The sequence below is a fragment of the Salinivibrio sp. AR647 genome (assembly GCF_001995415.1).
Taxonomy (GTDB): Bacteria; Pseudomonadota; Gammaproteobacteria; order Enterobacterales; family Vibrionaceae; genus Salinivibrio; species Salinivibrio costicola.
Genome location: NZ_MUFE01000005.1, coordinates 184,195 through 201,589 on the forward strand (window position 1 = coordinate 184,195; position 17,395 = coordinate 201,589).

Annotated in this window: 15 protein-coding genes and 2 pseudogenes; 7 read left to right on the plus strand and 10 right to left on the minus strand. The window is 48.8% G+C overall.

All coding sequences use genetic code 11. The annotated features are described in order from the left end of the window. Nucleotides 1-22: 22 nt before the first annotated feature. From BZG76_RS07635 to BZG76_RS07675, 9 genes and pseudogenes are all read right to left on the minus strand, one after another. Nucleotides 23-757 carry a hypothetical protein gene (locus BZG76_RS07635; RefSeq protein ID WP_077460794.1) on the minus strand — a complete coding sequence of 245 codons (735 nt, stop codon included), beginning with the start codon at nt 755-757 and terminating at the stop codon, nt 23-25. After that, complete coding sequence (locus tag BZG76_RS07640) at nt 754-3,999, minus strand: T6SS effector BTH_I2691 family protein (protein ID WP_077460795.1); 3,246 nt, start codon at nt 3,997-3,999, stop codon at nt 754-756. The genes BZG76_RS07635 and BZG76_RS07640 overlap by 4 nt, the downstream gene beginning before the upstream one ends. Continuing rightward, the gene (locus BZG76_RS07645; protein WP_077460796.1) at nt 3,996-4,886 is read right to left on the minus strand and encodes a DUF4123 domain-containing protein; all 891 of its coding nucleotides are present in this window, start codon (nt 4,884-4,886) and stop codon (nt 3,996-3,998) included. Before BZG76_RS07645 ends, BZG76_RS07640 begins: the two co-directional genes overlap by 4 nt. Next, nucleotides 4,886-5,785, minus strand: a pseudogene (locus tag BZG76_RS07650) (type VI secretion system Vgr family protein); the annotation flags it as partial. The gene BZG76_RS07645 and the pseudogene BZG76_RS07650, both read right to left, overlap by 1 nt. After that, nucleotides 5,784-7,223 (minus strand): annotated as a pseudogene (tssI, locus tag BZG76_RS07655) (type VI secretion system tip protein TssI/VgrG); the annotation flags it as partial. The pseudogenes BZG76_RS07650 and tssI, both read right to left, overlap by 2 nt. A 123-nt stretch (nt 7,224-7,346) precedes the next feature. Further along, nucleotides 7,347-7,865, minus strand: a complete 519-nt coding sequence (locus BZG76_RS07660) for an Hcp family type VI secretion system effector (protein WP_077460798.1) — start codon at nt 7,863-7,865, stop codon at nt 7,347-7,349. A 647-nt stretch (nt 7,866-8,512) separates the two neighbouring features. Then, the gene (locus BZG76_RS07665; RefSeq protein WP_077460799.1) at nt 8,513-8,770 is read right to left on the minus strand and encodes a glutathione S-transferase N-terminal domain-containing protein; all 258 of its coding nucleotides are present in this window, start codon (nt 8,768-8,770) and stop codon (nt 8,513-8,515) included. A 185-nt stretch (nt 8,771-8,955) separates the two neighbouring features. After that, nucleotides 8,956-9,474, minus strand: coding sequence for a GNAT family N-acetyltransferase (locus tag BZG76_RS07670; RefSeq protein WP_077460800.1), 519 nt, complete (start codon nt 9,472-9,474; stop codon nt 8,956-8,958). A 12-nt stretch (nt 9,475-9,486) separates the two neighbouring features. After that, the gene (locus tag BZG76_RS07675; RefSeq protein WP_077460801.1) at nt 9,487-9,888 is read right to left on the minus strand and encodes a GFA family protein; all 402 of its coding nucleotides are present in this window, start codon (nt 9,886-9,888) and stop codon (nt 9,487-9,489) included. 373 nt (nt 9,889-10,261) lie between these two features. Here BZG76_RS07675 and BZG76_RS07680 point away from each other — a divergent pair, with 373 nt between their 5' ends. The 6 genes from BZG76_RS07680 to BZG76_RS07705 all read left to right on the plus strand — a co-directional run bounded on the left by BZG76_RS07680 (nt 10,262) and on the right by BZG76_RS07705 (nt 13,507). Continuing rightward, nucleotides 10,262-10,636 carry a hypothetical protein gene (locus tag BZG76_RS07680; RefSeq protein WP_077460802.1) on the plus strand — a complete coding sequence of 125 codons (375 nt, stop codon included), beginning with the start codon at nt 10,262-10,264 and terminating at the stop codon, nt 10,634-10,636. 57 nt (nt 10,637-10,693) lie between these two features. Further along, nucleotides 10,694-10,939: a hypothetical protein gene (locus BZG76_RS07685; RefSeq protein ID WP_077460803.1), complete on the plus strand. Its 246-nt coding sequence runs from the start codon at nt 10,694-10,696 to the stop codon at nt 10,937-10,939. A gap of 101 nt (nt 10,940-11,040) precedes the next feature. Continuing rightward, the gene (locus BZG76_RS07690) at nt 11,041-11,415 is read left to right on the plus strand and encodes a hypothetical protein (protein ID WP_108743659.1); all 375 of its coding nucleotides are present in this window, start codon (nt 11,041-11,043) and stop codon (nt 11,413-11,415) included. A 148-nt stretch (nt 11,416-11,563) separates the two neighbouring features. After that, complete coding sequence (locus tag BZG76_RS07695) at nt 11,564-12,031, plus strand: CreA family protein (RefSeq protein ID WP_077460804.1); 468 nt, start codon at nt 11,564-11,566, stop codon at nt 12,029-12,031. Between the two features lie 55 nt (nt 12,032-12,086). After that, a complete protein-coding gene (locus BZG76_RS07700; protein ID WP_077460805.1) occupies nt 12,087-12,641 on the plus strand; it encodes a DUF1415 domain-containing protein in 555 nt (184 codons plus the stop codon). A 197-nt stretch (nt 12,642-12,838) separates the two neighbouring features. After that, entirely contained in the window at nt 12,839-13,507 is a 669-nt protein-coding gene (locus BZG76_RS07705) for an HAD-IA family hydrolase (RefSeq protein ID WP_077460806.1), read from the plus strand. Here BZG76_RS07705 and BZG76_RS07710 read toward each other — a convergent pair. Beyond that, nucleotides 13,487-14,221 carry a GntR family transcriptional regulator gene (locus BZG76_RS07710; protein ID WP_108743660.1) on the minus strand — a complete coding sequence of 245 codons (735 nt, stop codon included), beginning with the start codon at nt 14,219-14,221 and terminating at the stop codon, nt 13,487-13,489. The genes BZG76_RS07705 and BZG76_RS07710 overlap by 21 nt on opposite strands. A gap of 143 nt (nt 14,222-14,364) precedes the next feature. Between BZG76_RS07710 and BZG76_RS07715 the strand changes: the two genes are divergently transcribed. Next, entirely contained in the window at nt 14,365-17,316 is a 2,952-nt protein-coding gene (locus BZG76_RS07715; protein WP_077460807.1) for a ligand-binding sensor domain-containing protein, read from the plus strand. The last annotated feature ends 79 nt before the right edge of the window (nt 17,317-17,395 follow it).

The window sequence follows — 17,395 nt, forward strand, 5'->3', positions numbered from 1 at the left end:
AAGTGAGCTGTTAAAAATCATCCTATTCGGCAGCACTCTCTTCTTCCTGCTGATAGATAGGGTGTTTATATTGATCATTTGCCCTATTGATTTTGATAACTTCTAAATTAGGGAAAATAGTATATAAGTGATTTATAACGGTGAGTTTTTCTTCATACGTTTGAGTATATACACGACGTTTATATTCTAGGTTATCTTTCTCTGGAATAGTAAAAGAAAGCACATTATCGTTAATCAGGTCAAACAAAATAGTTCGTTCGTCCATCAATATGTAAGATTGGTTTACATTAGGACGAAAGTTCGTCATCCCAAACGACATCAGTGCAAAACCACCTGCCCCAACAAACGCAAGAGGACCAAGCACAAACACGGCAATAATACAGACTACGATTCCCACCCACGCCAAACCACGTACCACCTGATACGCAACATCGGGGATCATGTCTTTTTCTGTGTAATGAATACCCAGAGGCGTTAAGTGGTAACAGCGATGCTTGTCGGGGAAAAAAAGATACCTTGAGACTAATACCATCATCGTCATGAAAGAAAATAATCCCCAAAACGCAATAGAGTCTATAGTGAGCTCGTCGATTACAAACCATAGAAAGCAAAAAGGAGTTAGCCCTGCAAAAATTGATAGTCCCCAAATTCCAAGGTGATCAAATTTTCCACCCCATCCTTTATGTTCCCAATAGTGGCGAACTTCCACCTCGTAGAGCCTCTTTTCAATAGGGTTTATAGTTTCGCTAATACTCATTTTTCAACTCTCACTTCAATGGTACGCTTGGCAAATTTTTTATCTCTCGGGGCTGACTTTACGGTTAGTTCACCTTGGTGGTTTCCGGTAGCCACATAGCCAAGCGCCTCATTTTCTGATGCTTGCCAAGCAAACGGCATACTGACAAGTACAGCCACCATATCGTCAGTGGCACCACCCATATTTAGTCGGTAGATAGGACTTCCTGAAGCCTCATCTGTGCTCCATGTACCACCTTGCTCATTGACTACCACTGCAGATTTCGGCTCAGCGACTCGGTAGTGGTAGTTTTTGTCTTTAGGCTTGCGGGTGACTTGTAAACCAATTTTTGTATCCCAAGTAAACGCAGGCAGGGTTAATTCTAATTGCCACTGCTCTGTGCCAGCGTCCATCCATTGCGAAGGGAGGCGATTAGGAACCGAGTTCAGCCGAATTTGAGGCTTATTAATAATATTCTCTAGACTCTCCAGCTCTTCGAAAAACTCCCATTGTTTCGTCTGCTTTCCCCAAGTTGAATGAAGTAACCACTTTTCAAGCTCTGAGCGTTTAAAAATATTAATGACCACAACTGCTATCAGATATACGAAACCTGCCACCATCAGTGTGGTCAACATCCAACGAGTAATGATCGCACCTATACTAATATTGAATATGCCAAGTCGGCTTAATGTATTGGCCCCTAACTGTGCAGAAAAAACTATAACTTGAGCGAATGTTGATAAACCTTTTAAACCATAACCAAACCTTTCCATTGGGGCATGGTCTGAATTCCAGGCTTTTTCACCACTATCCCACGTTTCTAGTCCCGTAGCTATTAAGCCAAACATAGAAACCATCAATGTGGTTTTAGCAAAAGTCTTTAGCGTGGCTCCTTTTAACTTACCTCCCTCGTCTATTGCTTCACGAAGGCTCACTTCCAGTAGTGTTCCATCTTTAAGCATTTTTTCCCATGCCGCATCTCGCCAAACCGCCGAGATCGCGGACACCGCATAGGCGGTCGAGTAGGTCGCTTCTCTTAGTGCTGGGTTTGCCCACAAGCTAGTCTCTGGGTGCTGCTCGGCTTTATAGCGAATATTATGCAAGACGGATGCGCTATTCCAAATATTGAGGATCGCAACAATACCTCCCATTTTGCCGAGCTTATTCCACGATGTTTGAGCAGCTTGTGCGCCTTTTTGCCAGATGCGCTCAACGGCTTGATTGAGCATTTTTTTCGCTGCATCATTCGCCGCTTGATGCTTTAGCGTGACCATTTGAGGTAACTCACTACTCAATAACTTCTGCAGCCTCTGCTGAGCTGCATGCATGGTTTGAATCTGATGATTTTTGGGAGTTGATTGCCCCACCGGTGGTTGGCTAATACGTGTAATGATCGCGACTTCGGCATTCATCTTTCGCTGCCATGCCGAGACTTGTGCCGGATAGTCTGGGTTGTGTGCAACAATCGCTTCTGGATTAACGATTGCCTCCAATATCACTAGCCGTAAATTACTAATCATGCCTGCAGGGCTATTCGTGGTATTCATTTGGCTAGGAAATAACAGGTTGGTTATCGCTCGCCACGTCTGTTCTACCGCACCTGATGTCGCATGTTGCAACGCAGCAAAACTTTTTTTCACAGGCTCTGCAAGCGATTTAAACCATTCCTTCTCTTGGATACGAACATCGCCCGTGAATCCATCATAGTTAGCAATCGCACTAAACAGTGCCAACATATCTCCCGGTTTATCTAAGCCGATAAAATGATGCTCAATCTTCTGCACTTCATCATTCAGTGCTTGCCAATTCTCTTTGGAGAACCCCACTGACGCCAGCGCCAAGAGATTATCAGGCTGATCAAAGTCCAGAATTTTATTCAGTTCAGCCTGTGCTTCCTTATTATTTATCGCGTGTTTTACGCCAACCAAATATTGACTCACTAAGCTCAGCAGATACACCAAATGATCCGCGTCTTGATTGTCTACACCCACAATGGCTGGATCGGTGCTTAATTGTTTAAAGCCATGCATAAAGTCTTTGTAGCGAGTGGCGATGCGCGCATCAAGGCCTTGTAATTGGTTGTAATGGTCCGAGAGAAATGCCTCTAGCGCTTCCCAATCCACTTCATCGCTGAACATAGACCAGCGCTGTTTTTGCTCTTCAGTGAGTTGGTAATCGTATTGTTCCTCAAGAAGCGCCCCTTTATTTAAGGCCTCTTCTTGCAGTGGTGTCATCGGCACAGTCGCGACATTGGGATTACTTTCTAACGCAGCTCGCTCTTGGTCAGCAAGCCGTTGTGTCGCAAGATAGTCAATGACATGGCGCTCGAATGCCAATTCTCTGATGGGGTCACCCTTCACTGAGCTGGGTACTTCGTCTTGCTCTAATTTCACGCCTGCTAGCATTCGCGTCAGCTCAGCCATTTGGAGCTTATGCATGTTCTCTTCGTCTTTTAAAATAACACTCTGTCGCGCTACTTCTTGAGATAAAGGCAAGAACAAATCAGACACATCGGCCAACCTATCATCCAGCGCAATAAAAAAGCCTTCATTGGGTTTATCCAAGTCCACCTTGTAGTCAGTGACCGTGCTACCTGGCTTTTGTGCAACGTGCTGGTGTTGTTGAACGTCTTGCTCATCGGTTTCTAGATCATCGACTTCATCAAGCGGTGTGCACGTACTTGCAAATAACCCAGTCGGCGCAGAGTCCTCGCCAATATCAATCACACTTTGCCCGAGTTGCTTTAAACTGCCGGTGTGTGGATGCGCCATATTCTCGCGATAATAATCAAGATCGAGCTCTCGCATCCACGCACTGCGTAGCTGATCCTTTTCTTGCATCAGCGCTTTTAAGCGCACCGTCCAGCGTAGATGCGAAAACGCAAGATAGACCGTGTGTTTAACCGGATAGTTTAAACGGCTTGATGTTTCGCCATCGCTGTCATCATTCAGCTTTTTAATGAGTTTGGTACCAGACACTTGGTATTCATCGAGACGCTCCGCGTCTTGGTCGTAGACATACAGCCAACCGTCCCTTAGTTGGCGCAATGTGCGCTGGCTATACTCTGCCTCGATCCACGCTTCACCTTGCCACTTTTTAGGTAAAGCAAATATTGGTGTGTAATCGTCTTGATCATAGCCATTGTCGAACGCATAACGCACAGGAACAAAACCAACGCTGCCACCTTTTAAAGGACACGGTCCGGTTGGGTCGCGGCTATCTTGATTGTTGGCACATTTGGCCGCTGAGATTGGGTCACTCATAGCTGCTCCTGCTGGTTCGATAAGTGAGACTCGGCTTGTTCTGATTCGTGTTTTGCCAATAAGGCCGCTTGCTCGATGCGCTGAGAGGGCGTCAGTGCCGATGGATTGAGAACAATATTGCTTATATCGGGATGCACAGATGCATCAAGCGCTTGCTCACCTACAAAACCTAACACATTGAAAAATTGCGTCAGGTCTTGCCCGGTATGAAATCCTTGCTGATAGGCAGTTTCTGCCCACGTCTGTACCCATTGGTCAGGATCTGACTGAGAGGTAAGACGCTCAGGAAAGTAAGTTTGCATATGTTGCTTAAGGCTTTGTATCTGATTACGCCAAACCACCTTACCAAGCGCGCTCCATTGAGGGTCGGAGAGCTGATAGGGCAACGAGACTGATTTGGCCGACTCAGGGGCATGATAAACTTGCCAACCTTCACGCGTCGGCAGCCAAAGTGCCGACATCAAGGACCAGAAGCCACCAAAGTCATTAAACAGCAACGCATCAATGCATTCACTGTGCGCCAGCTTTAAGAACACCTTACTGCCATAGGGTGACAGCACTTGAATGAAATCCCGTAACTGATGTGCGACATCAAGCCCGGGGTGTGAAGACGCGAATACATATCCTGCAGTGGGTTGATTGAGAGTCGTAAACCATGTCCACACTGCGTCGGTCAATCGTACAATAAAGGGAGAAACCGCGAGCAGCTGGTCATAAGGCGGTTGAGTATAGACAGGCATAATGTCTAACTCTCCTTCCAAGCCATATAGTTGCTGCGCCATGTCTTCAATTTGTCCACCATCGACCATCAAATACAAACGATGACCCTCTTGCGGCTGCATGTCAGGGACGCTATCGAAAAGATTGCTATGCGCCAAAATAGTCATCACTTCTCGCACTCCTCACATAAAGGAGATTGTCCCTTTAGCGCTTCTACTTGACGTTTAGGCGCCAATGATGGCGTATCGTCTGTTCTCGGCGCCCACGATGGCGTCGGTGCCCCTTGCTGTGTTTCTGATGTGGTCATTACATCAACCGCTTGGATATCGGGGAGTGGCGCGGCTTCGGGATCGGCTAAAGCATCAATAGTTTTTGGACGCTTCGCCATTTGGCCATTAAAGCCTGGTCCACTGCCTGCGCTGCCGCCTGAGTTTAAGTTCACTGCGGCACCAGAAGCATGCACGCCGGCAGCATCCACTTTCACAAAGCTACCGCCGGCACTTAAGGTAACTTCTGCACCGGCTTCGATCACCAGTTTGGCGCCCGTTTTTAGGTGAATGTCACTTCCGGCTTCCACCGCATGAACCTTACCGACTTTATAGTGCTCACTGGCTTTGACGAGATTGGAGTGGTTGCCACCAATACGGGTGCGACTCTCTCCCTCCACGGTATGATGCGCATTGCCCATCACACGATGAAATTGGTCGTTGTGTACCTGATGGTGGTTGTCATGACCTATCTCGGTCACGCGGTCGTTTTCTACCTCGGTATGCCAGTCTTTTTGCGCGTGTAAATACACTTGCTCACTGCCCGATTGGTCTTCGAACGTGAGCTCGTTGTAACCCTCGCCTTGGTGGCTCTCGCTGCGCCAAACCGTCTTGGTTTTGTGTGCCGGTAAGGTATAAGGCGGCACATTGGTCGCGTGATACGTGCGGCCGGTGATAATCGGTTGGTCCGGGTCACCGTGTAAGAAGGACACAATCACTTCATGGCCAATGCGGGGAATGGCCATCATGCCGTATTGGCTGCCTGCCCAGCCTTGGGCCACCCGTATCCAGCAGNCTGCGCCAAACCGTCTTGGTTTTGTGTGCCGGTAAGGTATAAGGCGGCACATTGGTCGCGTGATACGTGCGGCCGGTGATAATCGGTTGGTCCGGGTCACCGTGTAAGAAGGACACAATCACTTCATGGCCAATGCGGGGAATGGCCATCATGCCGTATTGGCTGCCTGCCCAGCCTTGGGCCACCCGTATCCAGCAGCTGCTTTTGTCATCGCCGTTGGAATAACGGTCCCACGGGAAGTGGACTTTCACTCGTCCGTGCTCATCACAAAAGATTTCTTCGCCATCCGGTCCCACCACGGTGCCTATCATGGGGCCATCCACTTGGGGTTTGGGAATGGGGGTTGCGCGCCACGGGGTGGTGGCAGGAATAAGCATAAACTGGTTGTTGTAAGTGGTGGCCCCTTGGCCGCCCTCTTCTTCCAGTGCTTGCGGTTGGCTGCCTTGGTGGTGCACACGCACCACTTGCCACGCTTGGTTCACGCTCTCATCCAGATGGTCGCTGATGGTAACGCGATAGCCAGCGCGTAATGCCGGCTCATTGCTTTGCCCGTTAGCATGCTCGGCCTCGCGGCGTAAGTACTCGAGGCGGGTTTGGTTAAATGCCTGACCAGTGGCGTCGTCTTTAAAGCGGCCCGGGAAGTCAAAGTGCTCGTAGCTGTCGGTACGCTGGTAATCAATGCCATCGGCTTGCGCCGCTTGTTGGAAGCTGTAGCGCGGTTTTTTAAAGCTGTAGTCTTTTAACGCCGTGTGGCTAGGCTGCGCCGCAGTGTGGCGTGTCAGACCATAGATATACGGCGTATCCGTGCGTCCGCCGCTTAAGGCGTTATAGGGCACAGGGCGCTCAAGCTGGGGCAAGCTGTTTGGCGCATCGGTCACCACCAGGGTATGGGTGGTGGCGTCGTGCTCGTGGTGATACACCAAGCCTTCTTCTGCCGCTAAGCGGTGGAAGAACGCCAAGTCACTTTCACGGTGCTGCACACAGTATTCGCGCTCGGCATAGTCGCGAGTGAGCGAGAAGGTGACGTCCGTGACGCCCATGTCCGTGAGCAGGGTGTCTAAGATGGTCGGCACGGTTTGGTGCTGGAAGGTGCGGCTGTTTTGGCGAAGCGACAGCCGATACAGGGCGGGCACCAAGGTTAGGCGGTAGCGGGTAAAGTGATGACCAATGTCACCTTGGCTAAAGGCACTGGCAATGCCCTGCACCCGTTTGACCAGCTCGCCGTTGCGCCACAGCGTCAGCTGCACGGGCTTGTCGACCACTTGCTCTGGCGTGAGGTCGGTATGGCGGCTCGCCAATGCCACCTCATACTGGAACCCATACACCGGGTTGCCATTCAGGCCAGCTTGGTGAGAGAGGCACTCGTCCCCTTGGTAGTCCACCACCACGAACGGTTGCGGGTCGAGCCCCGCCACGGTTAACGCTATTTGCAATGTCGCCATCTGTGTATCCTTCGCCCTGCTTGTTTACCCTGATACGTTCAGCCAGACCCTGCCGTCTGGCTGAACGCACCACAGCCCGCCCGTAAAGGCAGGCTGTTTGTGTCTTCATGTCGCCATGAAGAATTAGGCTTCGATAGGCTTGCGCCAGTCGTCTGAGCCTGAGGTGCCTGCGTTGACGTGGTCCCACGTGATTTTGCGGTAAGACATCGACACGGTCAGGTTCTGGGTAAAGTCTGACTTCGCCGGGTCTTGGCAATGGGGCATCTCGCAGTGAATGTCCACAATCGAAGCGCTTTCCAGCTTGGTGGTAAAGAAGTTTTCTTGTTTCCCTTCAATCGAGGTGCGGTACCACTTCAGCTCGACCGTTGACATCTTCTCACCCGACGCCAGTGCGTTATAAAGCAATGGCACCGCTTTGTTGAGTGCGACGGTGAATTGGAAAGGCTTGTGCACACGTTGGCCGGAGGGCTGACCAGATTGTGGGTCCGTCGGCACGGTCACATTGTGGTTAAACTCTTGTACCAGCATTTCGTCTTCGTGGCCTTCGACAAAAGAATCACCGATAGAATCCGCGGTGCAGGCACCGGCAGTAATCAAACCCTGAGTTTCGCCTTCAATCGAGATATAACATGGCGTTGGCATAATCGCTCCTTTGTATGTCATGGAAGACACATCGCCACCGTGGCGGTGTGCCTGTTCGCTCTCTTATCCTGCGAAATGCATGCCAAGTTTTTTACCATTAAAAATCAGTGCTTTATAGTATGACTGACCAATTTTTTGCACGTGCCAAGCAACTTCTTGCCAAGCCAAGCAAAAAGTTGCTTAGCCAGCAGGTTAACGAGCTGGTATTTGTGTTGTCATTTTCATCGCTATTTTTTTGAACCCACTCGGCATTGTTAGTGGGTCATCGCACACTTATTACTTGGTTACGATCTCTGTTTGCGGGCCCAGTGGATGTAGTCTTGGATCACAGGCTCAGCGAGTAAAAGGTCGAGGCTGTGTAATGCGCGACCCAGGTGTTTTTCACTGAATTGGCGATGAATAAAAGCATGGCAAGGCCGGCATACCCAAATACCGTTTTCGCGCATGTAGGGTCGGGAAAAGCGCTTGGTGAACCATTTGTTGTTATGACAAGTTTTGGGGATCAAGTGATGGAAGGTCAGCGGCCTTGAGTGCTGACACAGTGCACAGGGCGTTGAAGAAGGCGGAGAGGCTGGCATACAGATAATAATACTTAAAAAGAGGGTCGCATCGATAACTGCGACCCTCGTTACCAGTATCTGGTTCAATTACGCAAAGTTGTCACGCAAGTATTCAATAATGTCGTCCGATTCGTACATCCACTGGGGTTCGCCGCCTTGGTCAATACGCAAACAAGGCACCATGCCTTTGCCGCCTTCGGTCTGTAGGCGTTGCCATTCTTCGGCGTTAGCGTTCATATCCACCAGCGGAATATCTAACTTAAGCTCTGTCATGACTGCACGCACTTTATGGCAAAATGGGCAGTGCTCTTTGTGATACAAGCTTAGTCCGTTCAAATCAGCCATTATGTTTCCTTTTAGGTCATCAGGGCGGCTCTTCAAATACCACCAACTGTGTGAATTCACTCTACGTAATGATGGCATTAAACTTGGTCCTAACGCTAGTCGTTAGCCTGTTTTATTGGCACTACATGAGCAACTAAGAGCTAAATGACAATTAATCTATCACCTCAAGGTATATTGCTCATCACTCAAACGCTGGATAATTTGTTGCAATAACAAAGACAGTCAATCAATTCGCCAGCCACGTGTGCCACGTTGAATTTTTTATCGCATAGGTTAAACCCGTTCCGCTCCAACACTGTTTGCGATGCCATGTTGGTCGTAGACGCCATGGCGTTGAGTCTCACAAGTCCGTATTCGCGCGCAACCTCTAGAGCGTACTTTACCGCTCGAGAGGCAACCCCCTTCCCGGTGTGTTGTTCTGCAATGCGATATCCCAATGAACCTGATGCAGATACCGCATCAATTTGGCTGATATTGACCCGTCCCAAAAGCAGGCCCTCGGCATCCGTGATCAACATCGGTACGTGTTGCCCCTTCTGATGTAAGGCAAGTAATTCGCAGATGTGACCGTATACACCTGCTCGGCAATAAAACGCCTCACCGCGCGATTCAATATAGGTTTCAAAATAAGCACGGTTTTGTTGTTCAAAATGGAACAGCAAGTCCGTATCGGCGAGGGTAAGGGGGCGGATCAGTAACTGCATAACACGATCAATTTAATCCGGCCCATGTTCAAACTGTTTTAATGCCTCATTAGGCGTATGCCATGGTGCCTTCGACGCCGTGTGAATGTGAAAATTTGGCGCGGATTGTGGGGCGGTATCCAAAATTCCTAGACGAATATTGAACATTCCCTTATTGATTTTATGAGAGAAAAGGCTCGACCCACATTGCCCACAAAAAGCAAGCACCGTTTCTGCGCTTTTCTCATAATAACGAATATGCGTTTGACCAGCCGTGATCGAGACTTTGTCTGCCTCTATGCCGCCGACTGATGAATAGTCTGAACCAGTAAACTTTCGACATTCAGAGCAATGGCAGTTTCCCATATAAAGGAAAGTGTCAGGTAATGTAAGACGGACACCACCGCATAGACAGCTAGCAGAGAGAGTGGACATGAGCATACCTCTATCTAAAGTATCAGACTCTATTGTCTGCTCTTGCCTAACAAAAAACAATTAAAATGTTTAATTTCATAGTCATAGCTATCTATTAATCTTTCCCAGAGAAATTGTCTTATCTCGTCGTCGTACTACTATTTACAGTGTAAATTTATTGACAACGCGTCGTTCTAACCAGGCACCTAACGAATAAATGCTCACAATCCTGACGCACTCCTGAACATATAGTGACATTGATCACATAAATTATTGCAGTTTGATGAAGCCCGCCGTACTATCGACCCAAATGACATTTTTGGGACAAGGGTCACACATAGGGTGGTGACACCTGCTACGGACGGGCAGATCGTTTTATCGACTTGAGGATAATATGACATTACCACGATCTTCATCTGCTGCGCGTACGGTGCTTAAAGGCGCCGGACAATTTTTTGCAATCGCCCTTTACTTCGCAGGTATTGCAGGCATTGTTCATTACAGTGTCGCGTCGCACAACGTTGCTTCCGAATCATCATTGATTGAGCTTTCCCAACTGGGGCTACTCGCCGCGACCGTATTTGCGTTTCGTCGTGTCGCTAAGCTCAGTCAATCCCTTCACCACGCAGCTGGGCTAATGAGTGCCTTTTTTTTGGTATTAATGATCCGAGAGCTGGATGCCACACTTGATATGGTGATGCATGGTTTTTGGAAAGTGCCGGCATTAATTGTAACGGGGCTCGCCATTTGGCCCGCATTGAAACACTAGCGTGAAACCCTCACTAGCCTTGCGCACGCAATCCATTCAAGACACAGCACGGTTTTAATGATCGCATTAGCGCTGTTACTCGTGTATTCGCGTTTGTTTGGTATGGGCGAGTTATGGGAACAAGCGATGGGCGCCAACTACGTGCGAGATGTGAAAAATATCGCTGAAGAAAGTACTGAGTTAGTCGCTTATTCACTCATTTGGCTTTCGGCTCTCGGGTATCTTGTTGAGGCAAAGAAGTTGAGTTTCGTACCAAAAACTCGGCCAAGCTCAACGACAATCGAAAGTGATATCTCAGTCTAATCACCCTCTTCCCCAAATACTTATCTTGTTTTGACGTCGCCAGTGGGCGACGTCGCTGCTTAATGCTAAGATTGAAACAAATAGCATAGGAAGCCGAAAGCATGATGAGAACATTTGCGGTTTTTATTCTCCTTATGAGTGTCTTCGCTCACGCCAATACAGAGGATAAACTAAAAGCCGAACAGCTGGTGACAGGAAAGAATGAGGATAAACTAAAAGCCGAACAGCTGGTGACAGGAAAGAATGAGGCTATTTGCAAATCGACGTTTGGACAAGAAATGATCAGCCAGCAAATGACATTCAGCAACCAAACGAACACGCAAAATATCCGTCGGATTGCCGAACGCAAGATTGCTGCAGCACGCAAAACATTTGCTGACACCGGTAGCTATTGTGATGCCGCACACGTGTTGTTGACATTCGAGCCAGAGTCTCTGTCCGGTAAAGATGGCGACGCGCAATTTCGTGATAACTGATGTGCCATAAATGTGGCACTCAGCTTCTCGTTTTGATAGCCAATTAGCCCCCCCTTATCTACTACGCCGGCGATAAACGCTGATTGATACCCCATACCTAGTATTGGCTGTGGTACACTTCGACCACAACTTAACAAGGGGTATAACGATGAGAAAAACGCTATTGATTTTGGCTTTAACGGCGACACTAGTCGGTTGTGAAAACGATGAAGTGGGCGATGTCAGCTTAGGCATGTTCACCATGAAAGACATTAAACTCAATCACCTTGTCGATCCTGTGGTCAGTGGCGTCACATGCCATGTTGCGTCTGTTGAGGCTGATTTGAGCTTTTCTGATCCAAGCGACAGCGCGATTTCATGCCGACAAACTGGCGAGATTACGCCCGAGATGCTTGCCAATATCGATAAAAGTACATCCGGCGAAATAGTATTTAGAAAGTCGAAAAGTATATTTTTTAAGTCAATGAAAATTCGTCGTATTTTCGATGCTAAAAATCAAACGCTTATGTATTTGTCGTACTCGACCAAAGAAACGTCAGGCAGCTTTAAACATAGTCTTTCTACGGTTCCACTATGGGGAACCAAAGCCTACCAATCTCAGCCACAAAAACACTAATAACCCAAGACGTAGTCGTTATCTGCTAATACGCCACTCCTATGAGCGATCTTTTATGAATACGGTACAAACACAAATGGATGCATGGCTCGATGATGTCGTGATTGGACTAAATCTCTGTCCATTCGCCGCCAAGCCCCGTCGCAACCAACAAATTCGGCTAGATATCTGTTATGCAACGGATGATGACGCCATCCTCGAAGCGATTTATCACGCATTTGTGCATCTGACGCAGACAGACGCCACCATCACAGATACAACCGTGGTCGTCGTCCCCGATGCACTAGCAGACTTTGATCACTACCTTGCACTGGTTGAAGCCACCGATACGCTGATTGATCATTACGGTTGGCGTGGCCGGTTCCAGGTCGCGAGTTTTCATCCTGAATACTGTTTTGACGGCTGCGCCCCAGAAGATAGCGAAAACCTTACCAATCGCTCTCCTTATCCATGCTTCCATTTAATTCGAGAAGCAAGCATGTCGCGTGCGCTTGAGCATTATGGTCAAGATCCCGCACTTATCCCTGAGCGCAACGTTGCCTGCGTTGAAGCGCTGACACCCTCTCAACGTCAAACACTGTTCCCTTGGATAAACGATGATCAAAATTAAATGATGACCTGCGTTTAATTGAAGTGTCAGCGGTGATCATCCATCGCCAATATTGGGTATGGCAAAAGTCGATCCCTGACTAACTTTGATAACGAAACAGGCAAGAATGTAAGACACAGTTGGCATTTCCGATGTCATCGACTTGTTGATTGACCGTGCGCATCTAAGGATACAAGGAGAGGAACAAGGGAGTGACTATGTCTTACAACAGATTTGAGGCCCCAGTTGGCTGCGTCATATTCGATTGCGACGGCACGCTGGTTGACTCAGAGAAACTATCGCATAAAGCCTTGGTGGAAACTTTCGCGACATTTGGCGTCGTGATTAGCTTACAAGAATCTCTTGATCACTTCGAAGGTGGAAAGCTCTCAGATGTACTGCAAAGCACGTGTGAGCGAAGCGGCGCACATATCCCTATCGACCAGCTCGAGCCGCGTTTTCGTGATTTATGCCATCAGTACTTTGAAGCGGAGCTACAACCAGTTAAAGGCATAGAAACGCTAATCAAGACGCTTAATCAGCAAGGTATTGATACCTGTGTCGCCTCCAATGGCCCTGTTGAAAAAATGGAACACGCATTAGCACTCACCAAGCTGCTGCCTTATTTCCAACATCGCTTGTTCAGTGCCTTTGACACTAACAGCTGGAAGCCTGCCCCTGATCTCCTTCACTATGCCGCAATGAATATGGCCTGCCCCACAGAGCAATGCATCTTTATCGACGATACCAACAAAGGGATCCAAGCAGGGATTAACGCACACATGCGTACTGTTCATTTTAACGCTAACCCCAATGTACGGACGACTGATCACCCTTTAGTGACGCGCGCATTCAGTATTGAAGACCTAATCGACCTGTTGTGCTGATCCGCTCTTCTGGTTAGTGGATCGTCCACACAGCGCAACTGCATGTTGCCGCCACCATTCTTGATCAATACGCACGGTTTGCCACGTGTCTGCTTGCGGTATCCGCCAATAGCGTGTCAACGTCAATGTCGGTGTGCCTGGCGCGACCTCTAAGCCAACACTTTGCGACGAGGCGAGCGCCTCCCAAGCACTTGACCAACTGACCTCAGCCATTGCAAGCGCCCGGTTAGTGCGTATCGTATGATCTAGCCTCGCCTTGTCACCAGTCTCCCACACAGCGGGGAAGAAATCAGGGTGCAGAAACGTCCGTATCCACCCCACCGGTAATTGCTCGATACATACACGCCCCTCGCCTTCATACACTTGACCGAAAGGAGGAAGTAACATGTGATCGCTGATCGCAGCATCAGCCATCTTCTTGGTTTGAGCATGCCAAACAAACTGGCCACCATACGGTCCAAAATACTCCTGCCAATCGCTTAGCTGAGTCGGATCATAAGAACACGGCGTGGGTGCGACAAACCAACCTCGACGATCTCGCCGATACAAGCGCCCCTCTGCTTCTAATACAGCAAGCGCCTCGCGCAAGGTCACGCGCGTAGTCGAAAACGTCTCCGCGAGCTGTCGCTCCCCCGGTAACTTTTTCCCTGGAGCCAGTAGCCCGCGATCGATTTGTGTTAATAATTGCTGGCGAATCGCCATAAACTGCATCATCAAAGGTCACATCTGCTTGATGTTCATATTTTTGGTGTGATCTCTCTCAACTTGCTGTTAAAACCTGACCACAATGTCCAAGAATCAATCAGTGATTAAGATAGAATCGCCAGTCTACTTGCAATCGGAGCAAAGAACAAAAGATGCATCCAAGGAACGTACAAAAACTTTTCCCCACACGACTAGCCCAACGTCTTGTATGCACTTTACTTTTTTGCTGGCTTGGTTTTACACCGTTAGGCTATGCGGATGATAACCCGCTTTCTGACTATTTTATTGAAACATGGACAACGGCCAACGGGTTGCCGCATAACAGCATCAATGCCATTGAACAGACCTCTGATGGCTACTTGTGGTTTGCAACGTGGGAAGGCGTCGCTCGCTACAACGGACTCGAATTTGTCCTGTTTGATCGCGGCCCGAACACGCACATGCAAGACTCCGGTACCCGTGCACTCGCCACTGGACCTGATAACCAATTATACGCAGGGGGCGCTCGCGGCAGCCTAGTGATGCGCAGCGGCTTTTCTTGGCAGAACTTACCGGTGGCACCAAGCTTAATTAACGATGCGCTGCATGACCAGTCTGGAGGATTGTGGCTTGCCATAGAGGGGATGGGCGTGCTCTATTACACGTCCAAACAGCTGAGGCAGCCAAGCCCAGATCCTCAGCATTTTATTAAGACGACCAGTAGTTACCACTTAGCACAAACCGATCAAGGCCATGTTTATGCCGCCACTGAGGACGGTGTTTACCAGCTTTCCAAACACGCCGGCGCCGCTCATCTTTCGTTTCATAACCTTTTTACCAAAGCATTTTATGTTTCCAGTAGTCAAGATGGCGCATTGTTAGTGGGATCAGAAAGCGGTGCATGGCGCTATAAAAACGAACGTTGGACGCCACTGGCAAGCGCATTGCTCAACCAAGCGATCACCATGGTCGAACAAGACAGCCGCGGGACCTATTGGTTTGGCACACTCAACCGTGGGATCGCACACCTGCGTGACAATCATCTCGACTTCCTGGATGGTCATCGAGGACTCCCGAATAATCGTATTCTTTCATGGTTTGAGGATAATGAGGGCAGTATCTGGATAGGCACTAATGGCGGAGCAATGCGGCTTCGTTACGCCCCTTTTGTCACCTTAACCAAAGACAATGGACTCGCAGGTAACTACGTGCGCACCGTACTGGGAGGTGACGGCAATACTGTTTGGGCGGGTTCCAGCGAAGGATTGAGTCAGATTAATACGATAGCGGGCAACGCACGCGTACTCGCCGATAATATTTCAGTCCTTAGTCTCGCGCATCGACAGCAAGGCGGACTATGGGTAGGGACTTATCAAAAAGGGCTCTACTACTGGCACCAAGGCTCACTCACGGCGGCCAACACCATCAATGACCAATTACCAGATAGCGAAATACGAGCAGTTGTCGAACGTAATGGCGTCTTATGGGTGGGAACACCACGTGGCTTAGTCGAGTTTGATCAACACCAAAGCAAATCACCAACCGCAGCATCAGTGCCTTATCAAAAACAGGCTCTCTATCATAGCCAAAACAGTGCGTTACCTGGCAGCTACATTATGTCGCTGGCATTTGATGACACCGATAAGCTATGGATTGGCACCGGTCGCGGCGCCAGCTATCTGTTAGAAAAGACAATCACTACACTCGATTTTTCCGCACAAGAGCAGGCCCAATATGTTTTTGGCTTTTTCCACGAGCCGGGGTACGTTTGGATGGCCACCGATCGCGGTATTGTGCGCTATCGACAAGCTGACGGCCACCAAGCTTTAGTCGGCAGACCGCAGGGCCTACCAATTGATAAGTTCTTTCAAATTGTGAAAGGTGATGATCAAAGCTTTTGGCTATCCAGTAACCGAGGTATCTGGCGTATCAATTATGATCACGCCCATCAAGTTGCAGATAAAACACGCACGCGTATCGACTTTGAACATTACGATCAAAGTGACGGCATGCTGAACAGCCAAGCTAACGGTGGCTCAAACCCTGCGGCAACTAAAACATCACGTGGAGACATTATTTTTGCCACTGCCAAAGGCGTTACTAGCGTTAATCCGACTCGGTTATCCCAACTACTGAGTCACCCTTTACCCATAGTCATGCAGACCGTACGATTCGACAGCAAAGACATGAACCCTGAAACGACGGGAAAGGCACCAGCGGGGACCAACCGTATCTTGTTTTCCTATGCCGCCCTCGGGTATACCATGCCGGAGCAAATCCAATATCGAACGCAGTTAGAAGGGTTCGAATCTGATTGGGCATACCGCCATGAAAACCATATTGCCGAATATACGAACCTACCACCAGGTGATTACACCTTTAAAGTAAGTGCTCGCTATCCTTATAGCGACTGGAGTGATGATGTGCTCAGTTATCACTTCAGCGTTATGCCATCACTGTGGCAACGCGCTGATGTGCGAGCGCTAGGCTTTTTGCTGACTGTGCTTGCGGCCTACGCCGCGTTTATGTGGCGTATTCGACACATGAAGAAAAAAGCTATCCAACTCGAAGCGTTAGTCGAAGAGAAAACCCAGGCCTTACAAGCCCAAGCCGATGACTTCGAACGAATGTCTAAAGAAGACGCCCTCACTGGACTGGCCAATCGACGAGCCTTTGATGAATATTGGCATCAGGTATTCGAAGAATCGCGCCAATCCGGGACAGATTTGCAAGTCGCGATCTTAGACATTGATCATTTTAAACGCATTAATGATCACTATTCTCACCTGGTGGGGGATCAAATTATTCAGCGAGTCGGTAGCTTACTTCTTCGCGAGCAGACACATTTGCGTCATATCGCTCGTTGGGGCGGTGAAGAATTTACGCTTTTATTAGCGGGAACGCCTGCAGACGGTTATCGCTATTTTGACGGCTTAAGACGCCGAATTGCGGCGTTAGATCTAAACGATATTGCTCCCTCGCTTAGTATTACCGTCAGTATTGGCGTGGCAAGTAACCACCAGGCATCAGACTATGTCGATGGGTTAAAGAAAGCCGATCAAGCCTTATACCGGGCCAAACGCGATGGACGTAACTGTGTTCGCCAAAGCAATGATACTGCGTGATGATGATGTAAAAAGGGAGCGTTAAACGCTCCCTGATAAGTTTTACATGCAAGATAAACCAATGGGCTTATACGCTCAT